General features: G+C 36.2%; 23 protein-coding genes. 12 read left to right on the forward strand and 11 right to left on the reverse strand.

Annotated elements, in window-relative coordinates; genetic code table 11:
* Positions 1 to 365: 365 nt before the first annotated feature.
* The 4 genes from NSQ69_RS02515 to NSQ69_RS02530 all read right to left on the reverse strand — a co-directional run bounded on the left by NSQ69_RS02515 (position 366) and on the right by NSQ69_RS02530 (position 3,577).
* Positions 366 to 485 carry a YfhE family protein gene (locus NSQ69_RS02515; RefSeq protein WP_000358484.1) on the reverse strand — a complete coding sequence of 40 codons (120 nt, stop codon included), beginning with the start codon at positions 483 to 485 and terminating at the stop codon, positions 366 to 368.
* 110 nt (positions 486 to 595) lie between these two features.
* Positions 596 to 1,153 (reverse strand): GNAT family N-acetyltransferase, encoded by a 558-nt coding sequence (locus NSQ69_RS02520; protein ID WP_002091129.1) that lies wholly within the window; start codon positions 1,151 to 1,153, stop codon positions 596 to 598.
* 240 nt (positions 1,154 to 1,393) lie between these two features.
* Entirely contained in the window at positions 1,394 to 2,524 is a 1,131-nt protein-coding gene (locus tag NSQ69_RS02525) for an amidohydrolase (protein ID WP_002010318.1), read from the reverse strand.
* Positions 2,525 to 2,671: 147 nt separating this feature from the next.
* The gene (locus NSQ69_RS02530; RefSeq protein ID WP_002140287.1) at positions 2,672 to 3,577 is read right to left on the reverse strand and encodes a TIGR01777 family oxidoreductase; all 906 of its coding nucleotides are present in this window, start codon (positions 3,575 to 3,577) and stop codon (positions 2,672 to 2,674) included.
* Positions 3,578 to 3,658: 81 nt separating this feature from the next.
* Between NSQ69_RS02530 and recX the strand changes: the two genes are divergently transcribed.
* A complete protein-coding gene (gene recX, locus NSQ69_RS02535; protein WP_002125056.1) occupies positions 3,659 to 4,471 on the forward strand; it encodes a recombination regulator RecX in 813 nt (270 codons plus the stop codon).
* Between the two features lie 9 nt (positions 4,472 to 4,480).
* Entirely contained in the window at positions 4,481 to 4,798 is a 318-nt protein-coding gene (locus NSQ69_RS02540; protein ID WP_002010323.1) for a YfhH family protein, read from the forward strand.
* Positions 4,799 to 4,860: 62 nt separating this feature from the next.
* On the opposite strand, the gene NSQ69_RS02545 is transcribed toward NSQ69_RS02540, so the two are convergent.
* Both NSQ69_RS02545 and NSQ69_RS02550 read right to left on the reverse strand, forming a co-directional pair.
* Positions 4,861 to 5,013 carry a YpzG family protein gene (locus tag NSQ69_RS02545; RefSeq protein WP_002010325.1) on the reverse strand — a complete coding sequence of 51 codons (153 nt, stop codon included), beginning with the start codon at positions 5,011 to 5,013 and terminating at the stop codon, positions 4,861 to 4,863.
* A gap of 32 nt (positions 5,014 to 5,045) precedes the next feature.
* On the reverse strand, positions 5,046 to 5,204 hold the full coding sequence (locus NSQ69_RS02550) for a small, acid-soluble spore protein K (protein WP_002125059.1): 159 nt from the start codon (positions 5,202 to 5,204) through the stop codon (positions 5,046 to 5,048).
* Positions 5,205 to 5,326: 122 nt separating this feature from the next.
* On the opposite strand from NSQ69_RS02550, the gene NSQ69_RS02555 reads away from it, so the two are divergent.
* On the forward strand, positions 5,327 to 5,593 hold the full coding sequence (locus NSQ69_RS02555; RefSeq protein WP_002010328.1) for a YfhJ family protein: 267 nt from the start codon (positions 5,327 to 5,329) through the stop codon (positions 5,591 to 5,593).
* A 24-nt stretch (positions 5,594 to 5,617) separates the two neighbouring features.
* On the opposite strand, the gene NSQ69_RS02560 is transcribed toward NSQ69_RS02555, so the two are convergent.
* Positions 5,618 to 6,598, reverse strand: coding sequence for a metal-dependent hydrolase (locus NSQ69_RS02560; protein WP_002125060.1), 981 nt, complete (start codon positions 6,596 to 6,598; stop codon positions 5,618 to 5,620).
* A gap of 149 nt (positions 6,599 to 6,747) precedes the next feature.
* On the opposite strand from NSQ69_RS02560, the gene mutY reads away from it, so the two are divergent.
* Complete coding sequence (gene mutY / locus NSQ69_RS02565) at positions 6,748 to 7,845, forward strand: A/G-specific adenine glycosylase (protein WP_002091125.1); 1,098 nt, start codon at positions 6,748 to 6,750, stop codon at positions 7,843 to 7,845.
* A 239-nt stretch (positions 7,846 to 8,084) separates the two neighbouring features.
* On the opposite strand, the gene NSQ69_RS02570 is transcribed toward mutY, so the two are convergent.
* Positions 8,085 to 8,261: a hypothetical protein gene (locus NSQ69_RS02570; RefSeq protein ID WP_341098906.1), complete on the reverse strand. Its 177-nt coding sequence runs from the start codon at positions 8,259 to 8,261 to the stop codon at positions 8,085 to 8,087.
* Positions 8,262 to 8,386: 125 nt separating this feature from the next.
* On the opposite strand from NSQ69_RS02570, the gene NSQ69_RS02575 reads away from it, so the two are divergent.
* The 4 genes from NSQ69_RS02575 to NSQ69_RS02590 all read left to right on the forward strand — a co-directional run bounded on the left by NSQ69_RS02575 (position 8,387) and on the right by NSQ69_RS02590 (position 11,776).
* A complete protein-coding gene (locus NSQ69_RS02575; RefSeq protein ID WP_002125062.1) occupies positions 8,387 to 8,668 on the forward strand; it encodes a gamma-type small acid-soluble spore protein in 282 nt (93 codons plus the stop codon).
* Between the two features lie 188 nt (positions 8,669 to 8,856).
* Positions 8,857 to 9,111 (forward strand): YgaB family protein, encoded by a 255-nt coding sequence (locus NSQ69_RS02580; RefSeq protein ID WP_002010338.1) that lies wholly within the window; start codon positions 8,857 to 8,859, stop codon positions 9,109 to 9,111.
* A 319-nt stretch (positions 9,112 to 9,430) separates the two neighbouring features.
* A complete protein-coding gene (gene ntdP / locus NSQ69_RS02585; protein WP_000506630.1) occupies positions 9,431 to 9,961 on the forward strand; it encodes a nucleoside tri-diphosphate phosphatase in 531 nt (176 codons plus the stop codon).
* A 54-nt stretch (positions 9,962 to 10,015) separates the two neighbouring features.
* On the forward strand, positions 10,016 to 11,776 hold the full coding sequence (locus NSQ69_RS02590; protein WP_002169212.1) for an ABC transporter ATP-binding protein: 1,761 nt from the start codon (positions 10,016 to 10,018) through the stop codon (positions 11,774 to 11,776).
* 14 nt (positions 11,777 to 11,790) lie between these two features.
* Here NSQ69_RS02590 and NSQ69_RS02595 read toward each other — a convergent pair whose 3' ends face one another.
* The 3 genes from NSQ69_RS02595 to hemL form a co-directional block, all read right to left on the reverse strand.
* Positions 11,791 to 12,879, reverse strand: a complete 1,089-nt coding sequence (locus NSQ69_RS02595; protein WP_002063696.1) for an aromatic acid exporter family protein — start codon at positions 12,877 to 12,879, stop codon at positions 11,791 to 11,793.
* Positions 12,880 to 13,148: 269 nt separating this feature from the next.
* Complete coding sequence (locus tag NSQ69_RS02600; protein WP_341098907.1) at positions 13,149 to 17,585, reverse strand: glutamate synthase-related protein; 4,437 nt, start codon at positions 17,583 to 17,585, stop codon at positions 13,149 to 13,151.
* A 198-nt stretch (positions 17,586 to 17,783) separates the two neighbouring features.
* Positions 17,784 to 19,082, reverse strand: coding sequence for a glutamate-1-semialdehyde-2,1-aminomutase (gene hemL / locus NSQ69_RS02605; RefSeq protein WP_002125067.1), 1,299 nt, complete (start codon positions 19,080 to 19,082; stop codon positions 17,784 to 17,786).
* A gap of 127 nt (positions 19,083 to 19,209) precedes the next feature.
* On the opposite strand from hemL, the gene NSQ69_RS02610 reads away from it, so the two are divergent.
* From NSQ69_RS02610 to NSQ69_RS02625, 4 genes are all read left to right on the forward strand, one after another.
* On the forward strand, positions 19,210 to 20,223 hold the full coding sequence (locus tag NSQ69_RS02610; RefSeq protein WP_000843656.1) for an ABC transporter ATP-binding protein: 1,014 nt from the start codon (positions 19,210 to 19,212) through the stop codon (positions 20,221 to 20,223).
* Positions 20,216 to 21,007, forward strand: coding sequence for an ABC transporter permease (locus NSQ69_RS02615; protein WP_002125069.1), 792 nt, complete (start codon positions 20,216 to 20,218; stop codon positions 21,005 to 21,007). Before NSQ69_RS02610 ends, NSQ69_RS02615 begins: the two co-directional genes overlap by 8 nt.
* A gap of 4 nt (positions 21,008 to 21,011) precedes the next feature.
* Positions 21,012 to 21,797: an ABC transporter permease gene (locus NSQ69_RS02620; RefSeq protein WP_002125070.1), complete on the forward strand. Its 786-nt coding sequence runs from the start codon at positions 21,012 to 21,014 to the stop codon at positions 21,795 to 21,797.
* A 72-nt stretch (positions 21,798 to 21,869) separates the two neighbouring features.
* A complete protein-coding gene (locus tag NSQ69_RS02625) occupies positions 21,870 to 22,274 on the forward strand; it encodes a potassium channel family protein (RefSeq protein ID WP_002125072.1) in 405 nt (134 codons plus the stop codon).
* Positions 22,275 to 22,310: the final 36 nt, after the last annotated feature.

Here is a 22,310-nt window from a genome sequence, read left to right on the forward strand (position 1 = left end):
AGCCCGATTGGTGAGGGCTAATAATCAGTGGGGATAAACAAAACTCCCACTGATTAAAGTTTCACTTTATCCACAAAGGATTACGCTTTCATTAGACAGTAAAATCGGAATATTAACAGCTATATCCACATAATCCACAATTTTTAGAAAATTATCCACAATTCTCACGTTTAGAATTCATTTAAATAAATGAATTCGTAAAATACTTTTGTAATTTATGCACAATTCTACGGTTTTTGTGGATAAGGTTGTCCACAAAAAAGGTTCCTTATAAATAAGGAACCTTTTTTGCTAATTCATTGGAAAATCTTATGTAATGAAACTGAATAATTAGGGGGGAAACCTTCTAATTATTCAGTTTCACTTTAAATACTTTTTGAGCGATAGCCCGCTGCACGATCTGCTTTTCGAAATTCTCGCTGATAGAGAACTTCTTGTGTACTAGATAATGTGTTTTTTGCTTTATCACGTTTCTTTTTATCCATTACAAATCACCTCGTGTCCTAAAGTCACTATCTATCGTTTCCAAAGACATGGGGTGATATACATATATGTCAAACTAGTAATGATTGATTATTATTTCTGAATTTTTAGATTACGCTTCTTTTAATTGGTGTGCTTCTTGGAATGTTGTATCTCGCATTGTTGCAAGTGTATACTGATCTTTTGGAATTTCATATAAATTATATACTTCTTCATGCGCGTTAATTTCATCATAAACGGCTTTTCTTGTTTCGTTTGCTAGATTTACATATTGTAGTTTTTCGGCAGCTTTAATAGACCGAATATTTATTTTACGAATACGCATAAAAATCGTTTCAATATCTAATTCATAGAAAAGTTCGCTAAAAAATGAATCTTTCGCCAATTTATTATATCCTTTACCATGATATGGTTTGCCAAGCCAAGTTCCGAGGAATCCAGCTTTTTCTTGCACATCAAATAAAGTAATTGTGCCGATGGGGTTACCCCATTCATCTAAAATTGTGCGTGAGATTAATTCTCCACGCTCTTCGGCTTCGATTGTTTGTTTCGTTAAAAATAAATATTCTTCATAAGAATAGGCCTTTTGACGCACAAAAGGGAAGACAGCAGGATCCACCATTAATTCGTATAGAACGTGGCTGTCGTGTAAGTCGCGTTTTTTCAACACACTAACTCCTCCTCACACGAGGGTAGCATGACGAAAAAGCACCCACCCTCGAAATTTTTATATCAATCTTTAAAAAATTTCGGGGTGGGAATCGAACCCACTAGAACCAGTTTCTAACGCTGGTGGCGCACCATTTGCCTTCCCCATTCATCAATTTGAAAATGATAATCACGACACAAATTGATTATGGTTTCATTCAGTTTATAATCGTATAATACTGTATCTAGTCAAAAAAATAAACTAGTTTTTTTTATTTTTTTTGTAAATTATTTTTCCGTCAATCATAGTGAGTACAGGCTTGGCTAAATAATGGAAAGGATGATGTGTCCATAACACGAGGTCAGCATCTTTTCCAACATCAATGCTTCCAATTCTATCCTCCAAACGTAAATTTCGAGCTGGGAAAATAGTGATTCCTTCTAACGCTGTTTTCTCATCTAATCCTTCTCTTACTGCAATGGCAGCGCAAACATTTAAATATTGAATTGGTGTATAAGGGTGGTCGGTTGTAATAGAAACTTCTACTCCATTTTTCGATAAAATATGATAAGTATCCCACGTTTTGTTTTTAAGTTCGATTTTCGAACGTCGCGTAAGAGTAGGTCCAACTGAAACTTTTAAATTGTGTTTCGAAAGCTCTTCAACAATAAAGTGTCCTTCTGTACAATGTTCAATACGTAAATCAAGATTGAATTCTGTCGCAAAGCGTAAAGCTGAAGTGATATCATCTGCGCGGTGAGCGTGGATACGTACCGGTATTTCTCGGCGGAGTGCTTTTAAAATAGGTAGCATTCGAAAATCAGCTTCATGCCCGTAGTGTTGTGCGTCATAGAATGATTCACGAAGTAACCCCATAATTCCCATACGTGTTATTGATTCTTTTGTACCGTTACTATGGAACTTTTTAGGGTTTTCTCCAAAGGCAATTTTTAAACCAGCAGGTTCCTGAATAATCATATGATCTATACAAGTTCCAGCAGTTTTTATTACGCAAGTAGTACCGCCGATAATGTTTTGGCTTCCGGGCATCACGTGAACAGTCGTAACACCATTTTGTACAGCGTCTTGAAATGCAATATCAAAAGGATGAATCCCGTCTAAAGAACGGATATGTGGTGTTGAAACTTCGGATGTTTCATTTGCATCATTACCAGCCCAACCAGTACCTTCATCGTAGAGGCCAAGGTGAGTATGAACATCAATAAATCCAGGCAAGAGATGAAGAGCTCGTGCATCTATAACGGTCATATCCTGAGTAGTATCAATATGAGGTTTGACCGCGGCAATGCGTTCTCCTATAACGAGTACATCTCCTTGAAACTTTTGGGATGTAATAGGATATACAATGGCTTGTTTGAGCAATATTTTCATAGAGACCTCATTTCCGTCACCTTGTAATGTGTAGAATAGGTTTAGACAAAGTAACTGAAAGGTTTTTCGTGTAGTAATGCTCCGGTGTTTAAAAAGTAAGAAGTCTTGGAGGAGATAGACTACCCGTAAAACTGTATTTTAAAAGTACTACATTGTATGCAAGAGGATATTTTGTAATGCATGGTTAACTGTTGGAAATGTGTATTGATATCCATGTTTAATAGCTTTATTGGGTAATACATGTTGCCCTTCTAATACAAGTATACTCATCTCACCGAGTAAAGCGCGAAGTACAAATGAAGGAACAGGTAGCCAATGAGGTCGCCTAGTTATAGTGGCAATAATTTCACCGAACTCTTTCATCCGTATTGGCGTTGGCGCTGTAATATTAAAAGGTCCGTCAATTTCTTTTTTGTGAATGATGAAATCAATCATGCGAACGACATCGTCTATATGAATCCATGATAACCATTGGTTTCCAGATCCAAGTGTACCGCCGATATATAATTGATAGGGAAGTAGCATTTTTGGAAGAGCTCCTCCATCTGCGCCTAATACGACTCCAAATCTTGTGTAGACAGTTCTTATTCCAATGGAGCGGGCTTTAGATGCTTCTTGCTCCCACAAATATACTGTGTTTGCTAAAAAGTCATCTCCTGGAGTCTCTTGCTGTTCTGTAAAAGATTCGGTTTCAGATGTCCCATAGTATCCAATGGCACTTGCATTAATAAATGTGTGTGGCTTTGTTTCAAGTGTTTGTAATTGTTTAATGAGTCCTTTTGTTGTTTGAATTCTACTGTTTAAAATTGATTCTTTTTGTTTTTTTGTCCATCTACTATTAATAGATTCTCCGGCTAGATTAATAACTACATCGATAGAGGAGAGAGGGAAGGTCTGTAAATCCGGTGTCCACTGTACGTATTGAAGGTTAGTGTGTGAAGTTTCAGCAATTTTTTTTCGAGTAAGAATGTAAACAGTAAATCCCTTTTGAATAAAAAAACTAGAAAGGGATTTGCCTATAAAGCCAGAGCCACCAGAAATTGCGATTTTCACAATCATTTCCTCCTCATTATATATATTCTTGAAAAGAAAAAACGTTCCTTGACTATGTTAAAATAATAGAGAGGTGAGAGTATGACTGTCATTACAAAAATAGAAGTGCAAAAACGATCGAAAGAACGATTTAATATTTATATTGATAAAGGTCAAGGCGAAGAGTACGGGTTTAGTGTGAATCAATCAATCTTAATGAAACATGGGTTACAAAAAGGCTTAGAAATTGATGAAGTAGCGTTAGGGAATATTTTGTACAATGAAGAGGTACAAAAAGCATATTTACAAGCGATTTCCTATTTATCCTATCAAATGAGAACAAAACAAGAAATAGAAGATTTCTTACGAAAAAAAGAAGTGGGACAGGCCATCATCTCTGAAGTCGTTTCGAAATTATTACATGATCGATATATTAATGATAAAGAGTACGCTATTTCATACGTGCGAACGCAAAGTAATGTGAATCAAAAAGGTCCAACTGTTATTAGGAGAGGGCTATTAAGTAAAGGTGTTCAGGATTTAATCATTACACATAGTTTACAAGAGTATCCAAAGGAGAAGCAAATGGAGAATGCTTTGTTTCTTATAGAAAAGAAGAAAAAATCTTATCAAAAGCATTCATTTTTACAAATGAAGCTAAAGTTAGATGAAATGCTTGTTCGTAAAGGATATTCTAGAGATGTGATTCAAATTTGCTTGGAAGAATTGAAAGACGAAAAAGATGACGAACAGCAAGAAGAAGCGTTACACTATCATGGGAATAAATATTATGAGAAATATAAGAAGTATGATGGTTGGACATTCGAAAATAAGGTGAAGCAAGCGTTATATCGAAAAGGATTCTCTATTGATGAGATAGATATATTTTTACAAATGAAACGTGAAGAGGGATGAGGAAATAAGATGGGTACGCCAAAACGCTACAGTGAAATGACACCACATGAGCTAAGGGAAGAAATTGGGGTTTTGAAGGAGCAAGCAGTAAAGGCTGAGCAACTTGGAATTGTAAATGAATTCGATGTATTAATGAGAAAAATGGCTATGGCTCGTGCTTATATGATAGATATAAATAAATTCCATATTGGTGAGACATATGAATTAGTAGAAGAACCTGGTGTGGTATTTAAAATTACGTATTTCAATGGGGTATTTGCTTGGGGATATAAGCAACATGATAATGAAGAGATTGGAATACCAATTTCCTTGCTACAAGAAAAATAAAAACCAGAGAGCGAATCTCTCTGGTTTTCATCTTTGGTAGGCGTTAAAGGAGATAGGAGATTCTAAAATTGGCGTTTTTTACATTCGTTTGCCAGTATAATGAGAGACTGGGTTTGTTGCGTCTGTCCGTTAACTTGCGCCTTCGCATGTTTTGGACGAGTCCACGTATGGTTAAATAATTCAGAACGACGATCTAAATGGTCACGGTAGCTCATCTTTATCACCTCGTGTAGGAATTTAATTTGTACTACTCTTCCTGCTGATTTGCAGCACGCATACGCTCTTGTGGGTGCGTGTTAATTGTGCCGTTAGGTCGTTTCGAAGCGAAGCGTGATTTCGCTTTCGGTTGACTGTCGATTTTGCTGTTGTTTTTTGACTCAGACCAAAATTCGGCTTGTCTACCCATTAAGAACGCCCCCTCATTATCAGTTGATACCTCTTTAAGAAGTATCACTTATAGAATGTGCAAAATAGAAGAAACTATCCTTTAGAAATTAAGGGAATAAATAGGTAAAAGGAGAATAGAACATGAATGATATTTATGAAACATTAACGAAAGAATTATTAGATAAAAATGACAACCTTTCTTACGCACAAGCTCGTGCATGGGTTGAATTACTGTGGGAAGACTTCCGAACAACTTATGCTAAATCAGGTCGTTACCAAGGTGAGGAAATGACTGAACAAGTGGTACGAACATGGGTTAATAATCATGGAGGGCGCCTTCATGAAATGCGTACAAATAATCCGAAGTATAGCCATTTAATCAATCAAGAAGATCATTTGAAACATTAAAAAAAGCGACGTAGGTCGCTTTTTTTAATGTGGAAGCAATTCCAGTTTCTTTCGAAGTTTCTCTTCGCTGAAAATCCATCCTGTATATGAACTAATAATATTTAAATTTTGATCGAGCTGAACGATTGCGACGAATGGATAATAATCTTTACTTCGATACCGCAAATCAATAAATCGAACTTCATAATAGTTATCATAATCGAAAATATCCCAGCGATATACAGGCGAGAAAGATAAGAAAGCAGATATATTTTCATCTCGCACAGCGGCTTGCATAATGGCGGTATTCGGGAACGGTACGCGATTAAATTTATCGTATACAAGGATGTTACCGCGGTGCCATCTTGCTACGTAGTAATGTTCAGTTGTAACGACGGCTAAATGATAATGATAAAATTTGTAAGAAGGAGAAATAATTACTTTCTCTACATTTTTGAAACGTTTGTATACTACACTTTTAATATTTCGATGCATCATAATGCGGCCGATATAGTAAACAAACATTAATATATACGCTGCTAAAGCAGTATACCCTTTATGTGCTCCGACAAGCATACAGGCGATAGCAAGTATATGGATAAAGAAAATGACAGTATCAAACGTATTAATTATGCCGAGCGCTACCCATTTTTTTGTGAAGGGCCTTAATGCCTGTGTACCATAGGCATTGAAAATATCCACAAAGACATGAAGAAAGACGGCAATAAATGACCAAAGTAGTAGATGCAGATAGGGAGCGTCTGAAAAGAAGGCGAAAGAGATGCCACTTATAAGGAGTGACCAAAGGATCACTGCAGGGATGGAATGAGTAATCCCGCGATGATTTCTTATATATTTAGCGTTATTACGCAATTTTAAAACTGTATCGATGTCAGGAATATTGGAACCGGCAATTGTTGCAAGCATCACTGCTTGTGGCCCAATATCACTTTGTGCTATAGCTGGATCTAATGTTGCCAAACTGCCTAGAGTAACGCCCATAACAAGGTGAGTGGCTGTGTCCATAGAAATCCACCTCCGTTTTTTATTAATGTAACTCTTTTTATTCGATACCTCAAGTCCTTTGCCTTCTATTTCCTATGTCATCTTACTTAAATTTTTTCCTAAAATCTTTATAATAGTACGTATATGCAAAAAAATGAGGGGGATCAAGTTTGACACTTGAAATATTAAATGAGTTTAACATAGAACAGTTTCAAAATGATTTAATTGGTTGGTTTGAAAAAGAACAACGTGATTTACCGTGGCGAAAAAATAAAGATCCATACCGTGTTTGGGTTTCAGAAATTATGTTACAGCAAACAAGGGTAGAGGCTGTAAAACCATATTACGCAAATTTTATGGGGAAGTTTCCTACGCTTGAAGCGCTAGCAACTGCCGATGATGAAGAAGTATTAAAAGCATGGGAAGGCTTAGGTTATTATTCTAGAGCACGAAATTTACATGCTGCAGTAAAAGAGGTAAAAGAAGTATACGGCGGGACAGTACCGAGCGATGTAAAGAAAATTGAAAAATTAAAAGGAGTGGGACCATATACAAAAGGTGCCATTTTAAGTATTGCATATGGCATACCAGAGCCAGCGGTTGATGGAAATGTTATGCGCGTATTATCTCGTATTTTATCAGTGTGGGATGATATTGCAAAACCGAAAACGAGAAAAGTTTTTGAAGAGATTGTGCGTGAAATTATTTCTATAGAAAATCCATCTTATTTTAACCAAGGTTTGATGGAATTAGGGGCATTAATTTGTATACCGAAAAATCCATCTTGTTTACTTTGTCCTGTACGTGAACATTGCAGAGGGTATGCTGAAGGTGTTCAAAAAGAACTACCAGTGAAGAGTAAAGCGAAAGCACCTACAATGGTACCGCTCGTTGCGGGAGTACTTCAAACTGAAGATGGCCGTTACGTAATTAATAAACGCCCAAGTACGGGATTACTGGCTAATATGTGGGAGTTCCCGAATATTGAACTAAGTGAAGGTATTCGTAATCAAAAACAACAGCTTACGGATTATATGAAGGAGAGCTTTGATCTCTCTGTTTCTATTGATGAATACGCGATGAATGTACAACATACTTTTACACATCGTACTTGGGATATCTTCATATTTTACGGAAAAGTAACAGGTAATATTGTCGAAACGGATACATTAAAGTTTGTATCGAAAGAAGCGTTTGAACAGTTACCTTTCTCGAAATCACATCGTACAATTTACGAAAAGTGTGTTGAGAAAATTACAATGCAGTAAAGTGAAACTTTAATCAGTGGGGGGTTTCTTCATCCCCCACTGATTATTAGCCCTCACCAATCGGGCTTTTATGGGCAGCCCGACCCCAACCTAACTTCTTTGCTTTCGCTGCATTTTGAGGTGGGGTCTTACTGCCCGGCGAATAGCGGGATAAATAATAAAAACGTGTTCCAGAACTTTGGAACACGTTTTTTTATATTGAAAATAAATTTGTATTTTGAGGTTGAAAATCCACGCGTTTATAATCCGCCCCGTGACTCGATTTCTTTCACAACTTCTTTATAAATCGTTCGTCCCTCTACATTTAGATAAGGCATAATTTGCTGAAATGAATGATGAAAATAAGCTAATTCATCCTCTTTCCATTCATTTTTGGAAATCATAGTTAGCTCAGTCATATCACGTCCAGTATACATATTCCCACCTCCATCATATGTAGTTTGAATGAGTGATAAGAGATATATACGTGAATTTTTAAAAAGAAAATTAGGGATAACTTCTAAGTGAATTGGTTACATTATTGATTGTGGAGGTGAGAAAGATGAGTAAAAAACAACAAGGTTATAATAAGGCAACTTCTGGTGCTAGCATTCAAAGTACAAATGCTAGCTATGGTACAGAGTTTGCAACTGAAACGAATGTACAAGCAGTAAAACAAGCGAACGCACAATCAGAGGCACAGAAAGCACAAGCTTCTGCTGCTCAAAGTGCAAATGCTAGTTATGGTACAGAGTTTGCAACTGAAACAGATGTGCATGCAGTGAAAAAACAAAATGCACAATCAGCTGCAAAACAATCACAATCTTCTAGTTCAAACGAGTAATGAAAGAAAAACACTTCTCCAATTCGAGAGAAGTGTTTTCTTTGTGTGCGTGTCACTGTAATGAAAATAAAGGGAACGACATAACTTCTAATAAGTCAACAAATATAGTCAAAGGAGAAAGAAGTTCACGATTAGAAAATATGTAATAGGAATTATAACTGGCGAATGAATCAAAAAGGGGGTAAGTGATGAACGATTTTGATAAGTTGGTAGGAGAGCAGTTGGAAACGATGGATGAGCTTTTAAAGTTACAATCACATTTAGAGAAGTATCAGCAAATTGAAATGAGTGGAAGGGATACGTGCGATAAAAAAGAATTGCATTTTATCCGTCAAGAAATATATAGAACAGAAATAGCATTAAAACTTTTGCATGAAAAATTTGAACAGCAAACGAATAATGTGATTCAATCTTTTGAAACCGAAAAAATAATTTCAAATTAAGGGTGAGATATGTTGTTGATTTTAGGTGAAAAGTCCTTTCTTAAACAGAGGTGAGGGGGCTTTTCTTTTTGTTATACCTTCGTTTAATCTTCTAAAATACGTATTGCTAATTCATAGGAAATGTTCCTTCGTTAAAAGGGTTAGTGATGTGGTATTCAATAATACAAACTTCATTATATTCCTCATGAAAACAAGTGTCCTATCGCTTTAGTTTTAAAATTTTGACAAAAAAGTTATAATAGAAAAAAAGTGAATGCAGTTCAAGGGGTAGTTAAGACAACTTAAGAAAAGCATTTGCGGTTGAAAGAAGGGAGCATATATGGGATTTCCCAAAGAAGGAGAAAAGGTACAAATACATAGTTATAAACATAATGGCTCCATTCATAGAATGTGGGAAGAGACAACAATTTTAAAAGGGACGCAGAGCCTTGTGATCGGAGCAAATGATCGTACAGTAGTTACGGAATCAGATGGTCGAACATGGGTTACTCGCGAACCTGCGATTTGTTACTTCCATGCTAATTATTGGTTTAATGTAATTGGAATGCTGAGAGAAGAAGGAGTATATTATTATTGTAATTTAAGTTCTCCTTTTGCATATGACTCTGAAGCATTAAAGTATATTGATTACGACTTAGACATTAAAGTGTATCCAGATATGACATATACACTTTTGGATGAAGATGAGTATGAAAAGCATAGTCAAATCATGCAGTATCCACCTGTTATTGATACAATTTTAAAACGAAATGTAGCACATTTAACACAGTGGATTCATCAAAGAAAAGGTCCATTCGCACCGGATTTCGTAGATATGTGGTACGAAAGATATTTAATGTACAGAAATTAAAACAAACCTGCAGGGAATTTCCCGGCAGGTTTGTCCTATTAGAGGGGGGATTATGTGCAAGGTATAAAAAGATATTTACAATTTGTTAAACCATATCGATGGCTTATTGCTATTACAATTATTATTGGTCTTGTGAAGTTCGGTATCCCGCTTATTATGCCATGGTTATTAAAGTATATTATTGATGATGTTATTCAAGGCACGGGATCGCTTCAAGAAAAAACGTCTCAATTAATAACCGCAATTGGGATTGCTTTTTTTATTTTTGCAGTAGTAAGACCGCCGATAGAATATTATCGTCAATATTTCGCGCAGCGCATTGCCAATACAATACTATACGATTTACGAAAATACATTTTTGGGCACTTGCAAAAATTGAGCTTACGTTATTATTCGAACACAAAAACAGGGGAGCTTATTTCACGTGTAATCCATGATGTAGAACAAACGAAGGACTTTGTAATTACTGGTCTTATGAATGTCTGGTTAGATACTGCAACAATTGTTATTGCCATTATCGTTATGTTTTCTATGAATATAAAATTAACCTTTGTTGCTTTATTAATCTTACCTATTTATGTAGTTGCAGTGAAATATTTTTTCGGGCGCCTTCGAAAATTGACGAAAGAGCGCTCGCAAGCGTTAGCAACTATGCAAGGGTATTTACATGAACGTATTCAAGGGATGCAAGTGACACGTAGTTTTGCATTAGAAGAGTATGAAAGAGGACAGTTTGAAAAGAGAAACAATGAATTTTTAACGAAAGCACTAACTCATACGAGTTGGACGGCGAGAACGTTTTCGGTAGTGAATACGTTAACGGATTTAGGGCCGTTACTTGTTATTGGTTTTGCGGCATATGAGGTAATTCAAGGGTCGTTAACACTGGGTACGATGGTTGCTTTTGTTGGATATATGGATAGTTTATATAGTCCGCTTCGTCGCCTTGTTAATTCATCTACAACATTAACACAGTCTTTCGCTTCGATGGATCGAGTGTTTGAATTGTTGGATGAAAAATACGATATTGTTAATGTGCCAAATGCGGTGCAAGCGAAAAGGCTAGATGGGGAAGTTATATTTGATAATGTTTCTTTTCGTTATAATGCGGATGAAAAAGAAATATTGCATAATCTGTCATTAACTATGCGCCCGGGAGAGAAGGTTGCGCTTGTAGGGGCAAGTGGAGGAGGAAAGTCATCTCTTGCTAGTTTAATTCCGCGTTTTTACGATGTTTCTGAAGGTGCAGTTTATATAGACGGGATAGATGTAAGAAAGTATAATATGAGAAATTTACGTAGTCATATTGGAATTGTGCTACAAGATAATTTATTATTTAGCGATACAATCGGGGCTAATATTTTATATGGCAATCCGAAAGCTACAGAGGCGGAAGTGATTTCAGCTGCCAAAGCTGCACAAATTCATAATTTTATTACAGAGTTGCCAGAGGGCTATGATACTGTCGTTGGGGAACGTGGTGTGAAATTATCTGGTGGACAAAGACAGCGTGTAGCAATCGCACGGGTTTTTCTAAAGAATCCGTCTTTACTTATATTAGATGAAGCAACTTCCGCTTTAGATTTAGAAAATGAACGATATATTCAAGAGGCACTGCAAACGTTAGCTGCAGATCGGACAACAATTATTATTGCACATCGATTAGCGACGATTACGCATGTTGATACAATTATTTATGTTGAAGATGGTGAAATAAAAGAAAAGGGTTCTCATGAAGAGTTAATGAAAAAGAGGGGGTTTTATTACAATCTATATCAACTTCAGCATATAACAGAAACAGCTCCTTTAGCGTAAAAGGAGCTGTTTTTTTATTCGTCTTCTTTTTTATCTTCGATTTGGAGTTCGCTTTCTGGTTTATGGTATGTGTAGAAGCTATCCACAAGTAAATCTAAATGCTCTACTTCCTCACTGTAGTTAATAATTGAAGAAATAAGAGGGAAGAGGTGTAACCATATTTTATATGCTTCCTCATCGTCTTTATTTTGATAATCCATAAAGATATCAATCAATTCTTGTTTACCGGTTTCAACTTCATCAAGCATCTCAACGGATTGTTGTTTCTTTGCTTTACCAATAAATTTTAATAACACTTGTTCGTGATAATGCGTTAATGAATCAAGTTCGTTTTGAATAGATTCCTGAAACTCTTCTGGCATATAGCGCAGTTCATTTTCGGTGCGATGTAATGATTTTAACGTGCTTAAAGCGCGGCTTGTTGTCGCTAACATTTGTCTGAATAAAACGAGCTTACGAATTTTCGCGAATTGTATTTTTTTCGTATAGCTTCTTTCTTCTTTATACAGCAAATAGTAATGATTTAGTTTAATCATTTTTTCTTTCATGCGATCAATATCGGTTTTTAGCGTTGTAAAATCAGAAGCTTGCCTACTGTTCATACGAATCCATTTAACAATTTCCTCTGTATTATCAACGATGCGATGGTAAAGTTTTGTTTCATATTTTGGCGGCATAAATACTAAATTTACAAGCGAAGCCGCAATAATTCCAATCATAATCGTCGCGAATCGAAGTAAGGCAAAATTAAAGAAATCTTCGCCTTGATACTCCATAATGGCGATAACTGTTACTAAAGCGAGTGATATTGTTTTTTCTAAGCGTAATTGTAAAGTAAGAGCAATTACTAATATACACGTTAATCCAATAATAAAAGGATTATGTCCAAAAGCAGTAGCAAATACGATAGCGAATACAGCACCAATTACGTTTGCTTGAATTTGCTCAAGAGCAGTTAAATACGAGCGGTATACAGACGGTTGAACAGCAAAGATAGCTGAGATTCCCGCAAATACAGGACTCGGTAATTGAAGTAAAATACAAGCAAATAAAGCTAATGTAATGGCAATACCCGTTTTTAAAATGCGAGCACCAAGTTTCATACCCTTATTGATATCCTTTCTCTTGTCATAATGAATGTACAACATGATACTATACATTCATTACAATATGTTAGCAAGTGATATTTTAGTGACGTTAAAAAGTTTAATAAATAAATTACAATCAATTTATAATTTCTCCAAATTCTCTTTAAACATCTATTCTTTAATAAAAAAACCTGCTGAATTTCAGCAGGTTTCAAATTGTTATTCTAGATTACTATGCGATGTTCGCTTCGTCAATTTTTTTATGAAAATAAATATTGTACATGTCATTCAGTTGAAATAGATGGATCCGCCTGTTCTTTTTTCGGGATAATTTCATAGAAGTGAAGCTGGATATCATCTAATAATGGCGTTAACAAAGCGACTTCTTCATATTGTTCGTGCTCATTTAATACACGAATGTAGTCTAATAATAATTCATTCACATCTTGCAAACCATTTTTACTAATTGGCTGCAATGTTACATTTGCACCTTTAGCAATTCTTCTTTTTAAAGCGTGTTCTGTTAAACCTAAGTTTGGCTCATGATGTAAATAAACAACACCACCAGTCATGCCGGCACAAATCCATGGACCAGGATCTCCTAAAACAAGAGCGCGACCATTTGTCATATATTCAAAAGCAAATCCTTTTATATTAGAATATACTCCGATATTTCCTTGTTCTTTTTCGCGGAGTGGTTTTGTAATTCTGCCTCCAATTATCATATCTGCTCCAGAAAGGCGAATGCCAGCACGAGCATCAGCGTTACCTTGCACGTATAATGCACCTTTTTGAGCGCCGTATCCAAATCCTTTTCCGACAGATCCGTTATAATATGTTCCATTTTTACCTTTTGCTTTCGTTATATAAATGCCACCGCCAAATGAAGTTTTACCGATACCATCTTGCGCACCGCCATTTACGTGTATAAATAAGTTTTCGCTATTGTAAGCACCTAATCCATTTCCAGGAACAGAGCCATTTGTATACTTTAATGTAAGTGGTTCAAGCTTTGTATCTTCATATAATTTACTGCGAACGCGATAACAAGATTCTAAACCGCCCATAACTCGTTGTTCTACGCCAACTCCTACTAATTCTTTTGAGTGAGGAGAATGCACTGTTTCAAATTGTTTTTCTTTTACAGATACTGTTGTTGTAACAGTTGGATTTTCTATTGTTTGCAGTAAATTACATAACTCTAACAAATCTTGACCTCGAACTTGTTCTAATAAATCGGAACGCCCGACAATTTCTTGTAAATTTGTATAACCGAGTTGCCCTGTTAACCGTTTCAATTCTACACCGAAAGTGGTGAATAAATTTAATAGGCCAGCAACTGCGCTTTCTAATTCGCGCGGGACGAAGCGGCGTAATCCATGTTCTTTCGCTTGTGCTTCAGATTCAATTTGTGTTGCAATTCCAACATGGCAAGTATCTAGATGACAACCACGGCAAGTTGTACAGCCGATTGCAATCATTGATAATGTGCCAAACCCAATACGGTTTGCTCCAAGAAGCATGATTTTTAAGGCGTCATTTACACTTCGAATACCACCATCGGCCCAAATCTCTACTTTATGTCTCATACCTGATTCTAGTAGAGCGTTGTGAGCAGCTTTAACACCGATTTCTACTGGAAGACCTACATGTTGTAATGCATGAATACGTGCAGCACCTGTTCCGCCGTCAAATCCGCTAATGTTAATAAAATCAGCGCCAGCTTTTGCGATACCGACAGCAATTGTTCCGATGTTAGGAACGACAGGGACTTTTACGGCTACTTTTGCAAGTTGATTAGCCGTTTTAATTTCTGTAATCATTTGAGCTAAATCTTCAATCGAATAAATATCATGGTTGTTAGAAGGCGAAATTAAATCTGATCCAATTGTAGCATTACGTGCCTCAGCAATTTTTGCGGTTACTTTAGAACCTGGTAAATGTCCGCCTTCGCCAGGTTTTGCGCCTTGACCGATTTTTATTTCAATTAAATTTGATGAATTTAGTAGTTCAGCGTTTACTCCAAATCGGCCAGATGCAACTTGTTGTCCACGTGTATTTGGGTATTTGCCAATCATATCTTTAATTTCGCCGCCTTCACCGTTCAAACTAATCATATTTAGCTGATCGGCAGCTTCTGCATATGCACGAAAGGCGATTTCATTTTGAGAACCGAATGACATGGAACTAATAATAAACGGTAAATCATGATTTTGAATGCTAATAGACACTTCTTCAGCTGGAACGACATGCTTTGTTTGTTTCGTTTGAACAAGGTGTCTGATTGCAATCGGATTATTGTCTTCTAATTCACTTAACTTGTCGCGGTAATCATCATAAGAATTTCCTTTTGCAACATCTCCAATTGCTTTCCAAATCCGCGGGAATATATGAAATGATTTTCGCATTCTAATTTTAGGGTTGTTATAATCATCTGCCCGCGATTTTGCATCTTTAGCAAGCGATTCAAGTGAAAAAGCTAAATCATTTGAACCGAAGAAATTCGTAATTTGTAATATATTTGCGATTTCCTCATGTAATCCGATAGAGGAATAGAGGCGGCCGTAACCACGTAACTCATGAATTCCAATTGTTGAAATGACTTTCTCTAGTCCTTTATTAAGTGCATTATACAGATTCGTAATTGGTGTTTTTGATCCATCATTTACGGTCGCGAACAATAAATATGGATTAATACTGTCTGCTCCTAATCCATATAGCGTGACGATATCGTGTAAGGAGCGAAGAGCACCAGAACGTATAACGAGAGAACAGTTTCGGCGTAATTTATTTTCACTTAATACTTGATGTACTTTAGCGGTAACTAAATGTGGATCCATCCATAACTGTTCATTTTGATGAGCTTTTGTGTCATCTAATAATAGTAGGGAAGCACCATTGTTAACGGCAGCTATCGCTTCGGAACTAATTCGATTTAATGCGCATTGTAAAGTTTCTGACGGACTGAAGGTAGCAGAAATTGTAGCGATAGAGCTATGTGTAACAAACAACTGTATAAGTTGTTCGTACGTAATTGTGTGCAATTCCTCTGCAATAGATTGTGCAACACTTCCTTCTAAAATAATTGGTGAAAGCATCTCAACTACAAATGGCTGTTTCATCTTACTTGATAAACTTGGACGCTCTCCAAGTACAGTACGTGTAGAGAAGTGTTCAATTTCACGGTCACGGTCAATTGCTGGGTTTGTAACAACAGCTACACTTTCTTTAATAAAGTCAGCAATATTTCGTCTATCCGTATCGAGTGCAGCAAGTGGCGAGTCATGACCAAGTGAGCGAATTGGCTCAACTCCTTTTGTTGCCATCTGTTCAAGGAGCTGAATATGCTCTCGATCCCACCCGAAAGAAACGTACTGTTTCGTTTCAACTTGAACAGAATCACATAATCCCTGGATTTCTTTTGTTTCAGGGATAGATAAGTTTAAATGATAATTGCTAACATCGATTCGTTTTTGGAAACGATTATATACTTCAATTTGGTATTTGTCGTATTCATAAAGAACAAGTTCATCATGTTTATTCCATTTTAATCCAACCTTTTCTCCAGGAGCGAGTGGTTTCGGTTCTTCTACATATTCGGTTGGTGATACAACTCCAGGTTCAGAAGAGAAAATATAAGAGCTTTCTGTTTCTACTTTCCATACTGGTCGTAGGCCAAGGGAATCGACGCTGAATACAGCTTCATCTTTATAGCGTGAAACAATGCCAGCTGGTCCTTGTGCGAAGTGTCCCCAAGCTTCTCTTATATAAGTGTATAAGTTTTGTAAGTTTGTTTCGTATAGTTTTATTTCATTAATAATTGGTGGGAATAGTATATCCATCGCTTCAAATAAGCTGTAGTTATATTGAACAAGAAGAGTCTCTAAGGTGCGGTTTAAATCTTGGGAGTCACTTCCCCCTGCAGTTAGTGGTACATGAATCATTTCGGCTTGATCACGTAATTTGGCAATTGTATTAATTTCACCATTATGTCCGAGAATGCTAAATGGTTGTACACGAAAAAAATTAGATAATGTATTAGTAGAATAGCGATTATGTCCTAGTGTCATAGTTGAAGCGATAAGTGGGTGTTGTAAATCGTTGTAATAGGCAACAAGTGTATCTCCAGCACCTAGAACTTTATATACAACATGATCACGACTTAATGAAGCAACGTGAATCGCTTCGTTTTCCTCTATTTTTATCATTACAGCAAATAATGTTTGTTCAATATTTTTAACTTCACTTTCGGCGATAAGGGCAATTTGCCAAAATAAAGGTTCTTCTTGTTTACCAAGCGGACCGAGTGCATCTGAGTTTATTACATCATCATTTTCGAGAACAATTGTAAAGCTTTCATTGTTTAGTTGCGTACGAATGTAATCTTTTAACTCAGCAATGTTTTCTTTTTTGTTTAGAAAAAAATGTCCAACGATAAAGTGGGGATGATCCACAATCGTTGGATTATATCCGCTACTTTTCAATTTTTCGTTCCAAAGTGCTTTGGGTACATCAATATGGATTCCAATACCATCTCCTTCGCCATTGATGAAACCAGCTCTATGGTTCATTTTAATTAGGGATTGTATACAAAGGTCGATATTTTCTTTTGTAGGAATTTTTCTTTTTTCCATAACGGAAACGATTCCACACGCATCATGTTCTGCATTTCTATAATCTCGAAATAAAGACGGTGTCCATGTATTTTTTTTATTGAGCATCCGTCAATCCCCCCTCTTTTAAAAGATTGAATAATCTTACTATTTAAGGTGTAAATCACCTTGTACACAGAGATAATAACGATCTAAAAGAATATAAAACAGATAATTATGAATAATTATACTATTAATGTGGGATTTATGAAATAGAAAAAAGGAAAAAAGAAAGGTAAGCTTTCTTTTTTCCTTGTAATGACAGTATTATTTATTGTCTGCTAAAGCAGCAAATGCTCTTCCAACAGCTTCAATTGTATATTCGATATCTTCTTTTGTATGTTCTGTCGTTAAGAACCATGCTTCATATTTAGATGGTGCTAAATTAATACCTTCTTGAAGCATAAGTTTGAAGAATCTACCGAACATTTCACCATCTGTATTTTTGGCTGCATCGTAATCTTCAATTGTATTTGTCGTGAAGTATACAGTTAATGCACCCTTTAGGCGGTTTACTGTAATATCGATGTTATGTTTTGTAGCTTGCTCTAAAATTCCTTTTTCAAGCATTGCGCCAAGTTCATCTAATTTCTCGTATACGCCTTTTTGTTGAAGTACTTCTAAGCAAGCGATACCTGATGCCATAGAAGCAGGGTTTCCTGCCATTGTACCTGCTTGGTATGCAGGTCCTAGCGGGGCAACTTGTTCCATAATTTCTTTCTTACCACCGTAAGCGCCAATTGGAAGTCCGCCGCCAATAACTTTACCAAGTGCAGTTAAGTCTGGTGTTACACCAAGTAAGTCTTGAGCACCACCGTACATAAAGCGGAAAGCAGTAATAACTTCATCATAAATTACTAATGCGCCAGCTTCGTGAACAAGTTCGTTTACTTTTTCAAGGAATCCTGGTTTAGGCTCTACAATACCGAAGTTTCCAACGATTGGCTCTACAAGGATAGCTGCTACTTCATGTCCCCATTTATCTAACGCTTCTTTTAAGGTTTCTACATTATTAAAGGGAACGGTAATAACTTCTTGTGCAATACTTTGTGGCACACCAGCTGAATCAGGAGTTCCAAGAGTAGAAGGACCAGAACCAGCTGCTACAAGTACTAAATCGGAATGACCGTGGTAACAACCAGCGAATTTCATAATTTTTGTGCGACCAGTGTAAGCGCGGGCAACACGAATGGTTGTCATAACGGATTCTGTACCAGAGTTTACGAAGCGGACTTTATCTAATGCAGGCATTGCTTCTTTTAACATTTTTGCAAATTTTACTTCTAGTGCTGTTGGCGTTCCGTATAGTACACCATTTTCAGCAGCTGTTGTAATTGCTTTTGTTATATGCGGGTGAGCATGTCCAGTAATAATAGGACCGTATGCTGCTAAATAATCGATATATTTATTTCCATCTACATCCCAGAAATAAGCACCTTTTCCACGTTCCATTGCAACGGGAGAACCGCCTCCAACTGCTTTGAAAGAACGAGAAGGACTATTAACACCACCAACGATATGTTCTAAAGCTTCTTTATGTAATGCTTCTGATTTCGTGAAATTCACTACAATTCATCTCCTTACAAAAATCTATGTATTATTCTAACATGTTTTTAGAAAAGACGTATTGTTTGTGATAGAAGGAGCAGTTGGGTAAACTATTCGTTGTGACATTTAGGAAGGGGGTCCGATTATGAAATCGGTAATTGAGGTACAAGGGTTACGTAAAGAGTTTACAGCCTATTCAAGTCGTCCGGGATTAAAGGGTGCATTTCGCGATTTATTAAATCGTAATTATAAAATAGTACCAGCAGTAAATGATGTGTCTTTTACTGTGAAGCAAGGTGAAATGGTTGGTTATATTGGTGAGAATGGTGCTGGTAAATCAACGACGATTAAAATGCTTACAGGGATTTTGACTCCGACTTCAGGACAAATTACAGTGAATGGAATGAATCCACACAAACAGAGAGAAGAATTTGTAAGAACAATCGGCGTTGTGTTTGGTCAGCGCTCTCAGCTTTGGTGGGATATTGCGGTACAAGAATCGTTTCGTTTATTGAAGAAAGTGTACGGTGTTTCAGACGCTCAGTATAAGGAACATATGGAGCACGTAATCGAAACGTTAGATATTGGTCCTTTATTAGATAAGCCGGTCCGAAAGTTATCTCTTGGCCAAAGAATGCGCTGTGAATTAGCGGCAGCATTAATTCATAATCCACCGTTATTATTTTTAGATGAGCCAACAATAGGGCTAGATGTTCTTGTGAAATTGAAAATACGTGAATTCTTAAAAGAGATGAATGAACGTTATAAAACAACAATTTTATTAACAACACATGATATTACTGACATTGAAGCTTTATGTGAGCGCGTTATCATGCTGGATGAAGGAAATATTATGTATGACGGTTCGTTAAATAACCTTCGCACACAGTGGGGAGCAGAGAAGGAAATCCATTTTCAATTTGTCGCTCCAGTTTCTTATCAGATGTTATCGATGGTTATGCCAGATAGTCAAGTCGTTTGGTCAAAAGCGAAAGAGGAAAATGCGTGGGTTGCAAAAATCCCGAATGAAGAAATTATTATTTCAATGCTTATTTCTAAAGTAGTACAAGCTTTTCAAATTAAAGATTTAAAAATTAACGAAGTGTCTACAGAGGAAATTATTCGTAACATTTATGAAGAAGGTATTAAGCATGGGTAAGTATATTGAAATGATTCGCATTCGTTTTTTAATGATGCTTGCTTATCGTACAAATTATTACAGCGGGATATTAATTTATACAATTAATATCGGTGCGTATTATTTTTTATGGCAAGCGATTTATAGCGGGAAAGAGAATATTGAAAGTTTATCTATTTCGCAAATGACTACGTATATTGCGATCGCATGGATGGCACGTGCTTTCTATTTCAATAATATAGATAGAGAAATTGCGATGGAGATTCAAGAAGGACGTGTGGCGGTAGAACTAATTCGTCCATATAATTATTTAGGAATGAAAGTTATGCAAGGTCTTGGTGAAGGGATATTTCGTTTTGCATTCTTTTCAATCCCAGGTATGATCATCGTTACATTGTTATTTTCATTACAAATTACAACGAATTTTCAAACGTGGTTATATTTCTTCTTATCGTTAATATTTAGCTTTATCATTAATACACAAATAAATTTAATGACGGGAATGCTTACATTCTTCTTATTTAATAATAGTGGAATTATGTATGCAAAACGTGTTGTGATTGATTTATTTTCTGGTTTATTATTACCGATTAGTTTTTATCCATTATGGGCCCAAAAAGCAATGGTGTTTTTACCGTTTCAAGCAATTAGTTATATTCCGAGTATGATTTTCTCTGAAGGTATACAAGGAAGTAAGTTATATGAAGCTTTGTTATTTCAAGTGATTTGGGCAATTATACTTATTATTCCAATTGTACTGATGTGGAAAACGGCGAGAAAACGTCTAATCGTACAAGGGGGATGACGAGATGATATATATAAAATTATTTTTGCAATATGCAAGTCAATATATAAAAACAAAATTGGAGTATCGTGGCGATTTTATCGTCGGATTACTTTCAGATTTATCACTACAAGCTGTTAATTTAATCTTCATTCTCGTTGTGTTTGGGCATACCCAAGCACTAAAAGGGTGGAGCCGAGAAGAAGTGATCTTTATTTATGGGTTCTTTTTAGTACCGTTTGCCATTTTTTCAGCTTTCTTTAATATATGGGACTTTAATGATCGTTACATTATTAAAGGAGAAATGGACCGTATATTAACGAGACCGATTCATAGTTTATTTCAAATTATATTAGAAAGAATGGAACTTGAATCTTTAATTGGAGCTATTACGGGGATTATTGTGATGGGTTATGCAGCAATGGAGCTGCAATTATCTTTTTACTGGTATGATTTCTTCTTATTCCTACTCATGGTAGGGGGAGGGGCACTTGTATACGGCGGGATATTTGTTACGCTTGCAAGTTTTGGCTTTTGGTCGGATGCGAAAAGTTCCATTATGCCGCTTATGTATAACATAGGGAATTATGGACGCTACCCTGTTGATATTTATAACCGTGTTATTCGCTTTGTTTTAACGTTTGTTTTACCGTTTGCATTTGTTGGGGTATATCCAGCAGCATACTTTTTAAGAAAAACAGAGTGGAATAGCTATGCTTTCGCAACTCCAATTGTTGGTGTTATCTGTTTTACTATTGCAATTACCCTCTGGAATCAAGGGGTTAAACGATATCGTGGTGCAGGAAATTAATTATAGAAGCTTGTTCGTTTCTAAGGGATAAATCAGCTACAGTCCTCATACATATAAAACGAGGTGGAGGACATGTTATGGGGATTTATTCTATTAATTGCAGCAATCGCTATTTTGAGAAGTGTCCAATTATTATGGAGTTCATATTCAAATTCCAATCGTTTCTTTTCGCTGTACAATTTAGCTACGTTGTTTTTGATTTATACAACGGTACTGATTGCGTTTGGATTAAGTTATGTTGTGCTAGAGGAAATGGGTTTTGCAGTTTTGAAAGAAGATGGGGATAGGTTAAGTGCTCATTCCTTTCAGCTCGTTGAAATATGTTTATATTTTAGCGCGGTTACTTTATTGTCCGTTGGATATGGTGATATAGCTCCGATTGGAATCGGAAGATGGATTGCAATTGGAGAAGCGCTAATTGGATATACATTACCGTTTGCCTTTGTGATGAGATCTGTAATAGACAATGAAAAATAAGGTCGCATTTGATATAGTAAAAGAAAAGAGAAGGAG

The sequence above is a fragment of the Bacillus sp. FSL R10-2201 genome (assembly GCF_038008665.1).
Lineage (GTDB): Bacteria > Bacillota > Bacilli > Bacillales > Bacillaceae_G > Bacillus_A > Bacillus_A mycoides.

What these genes read in the sequence shown, in the direction of transcription:
- NSQ69_RS02515 (WP_000358484.1), bottom strand. Translation starts at nt 485, where the DNA reads ATGGATAAAAAGAAACGTGATAAAGCAAAAAACACATTATCTAGTACA.
- NSQ69_RS02525 (WP_002010318.1), bottom strand. Translation starts at nt 2,524, where the DNA reads ATGAAAATATTGCTCAAACAAGCCATTGTATATCCTATTACATCCCAA.
- recX (WP_002125056.1), top strand. Translation starts at nt 3,659, where the DNA reads ATGACTGTCATTACAAAAATAGAAGTGCAAAAACGATCGAAAGAACGA.
- NSQ69_RS02540 (WP_002010323.1), top strand. Translation starts at nt 4,481, where the DNA reads ATGGGTACGCCAAAACGCTACAGTGAAATGACACCACATGAGCTAAGG.
- NSQ69_RS02545 (WP_002010325.1), bottom strand. Translation starts at nt 5,013, where the DNA reads ATGAGCTACCGTGACCATTTAGATCGTCGTTCTGAATTATTTAACCAT.
- NSQ69_RS02550 (WP_002125059.1), bottom strand. Translation starts at nt 5,204, where the DNA reads ATGGGTAGACAAGCCGAATTTTGGTCTGAGTCAAAAAACAACAGCAAA.
- NSQ69_RS02555 (WP_002010328.1), top strand. Translation starts at nt 5,327, where the DNA reads ATGAATGATATTTATGAAACATTAACGAAAGAATTATTAGATAAAAAT.
- NSQ69_RS02560 (WP_002125060.1), bottom strand. Translation starts at nt 6,598, where the DNA reads ATGGACACAGCCACTCACCTTGTTATGGGCGTTACTCTAGGCAGTTTG.
- NSQ69_RS02570 (WP_341098906.1), bottom strand. Translation starts at nt 8,261, where the DNA reads ATGTATACTGGACGTGATATGACTGAGCTAACTATGATTTCCAAAAAT.
- NSQ69_RS02575 (WP_002125062.1), top strand. Translation starts at nt 8,387, where the DNA reads ATGAGTAAAAAACAACAAGGTTATAATAAGGCAACTTCTGGTGCTAGC.
- NSQ69_RS02580 (WP_002010338.1), top strand. Translation starts at nt 8,857, where the DNA reads ATGAACGATTTTGATAAGTTGGTAGGAGAGCAGTTGGAAACGATGGAT.
- ntdP (WP_000506630.1), top strand. Translation starts at nt 9,431, where the DNA reads ATGGGATTTCCCAAAGAAGGAGAAAAGGTACAAATACATAGTTATAAA.
- NSQ69_RS02595 (WP_002063696.1), bottom strand. Translation starts at nt 12,879, where the DNA reads ATGAAACTTGGTGCTCGCATTTTAAAAACGGGTATTGCCATTACATTA.
- NSQ69_RS02600 (WP_341098907.1), bottom strand. Translation starts at nt 17,585, where the DNA reads ATGCTCAATAAAAAAAATACATGGACACCGTCTTTATTTCGAGATTAT.
- NSQ69_RS02610 (WP_000843656.1), top strand. Translation starts at nt 19,210, where the DNA reads ATGAAATCGGTAATTGAGGTACAAGGGTTACGTAAAGAGTTTACAGCC.
- NSQ69_RS02615 (WP_002125069.1), top strand. Translation starts at nt 20,216, where the DNA reads ATGGGTAAGTATATTGAAATGATTCGCATTCGTTTTTTAATGATGCTT.
- NSQ69_RS02620 (WP_002125070.1), top strand. Translation starts at nt 21,012, where the DNA reads ATGATATATATAAAATTATTTTTGCAATATGCAAGTCAATATATAAAA.
- NSQ69_RS02625 (WP_002125072.1), top strand. Translation starts at nt 21,870, where the DNA reads ATGTTATGGGGATTTATTCTATTAATTGCAGCAATCGCTATTTTGAGA.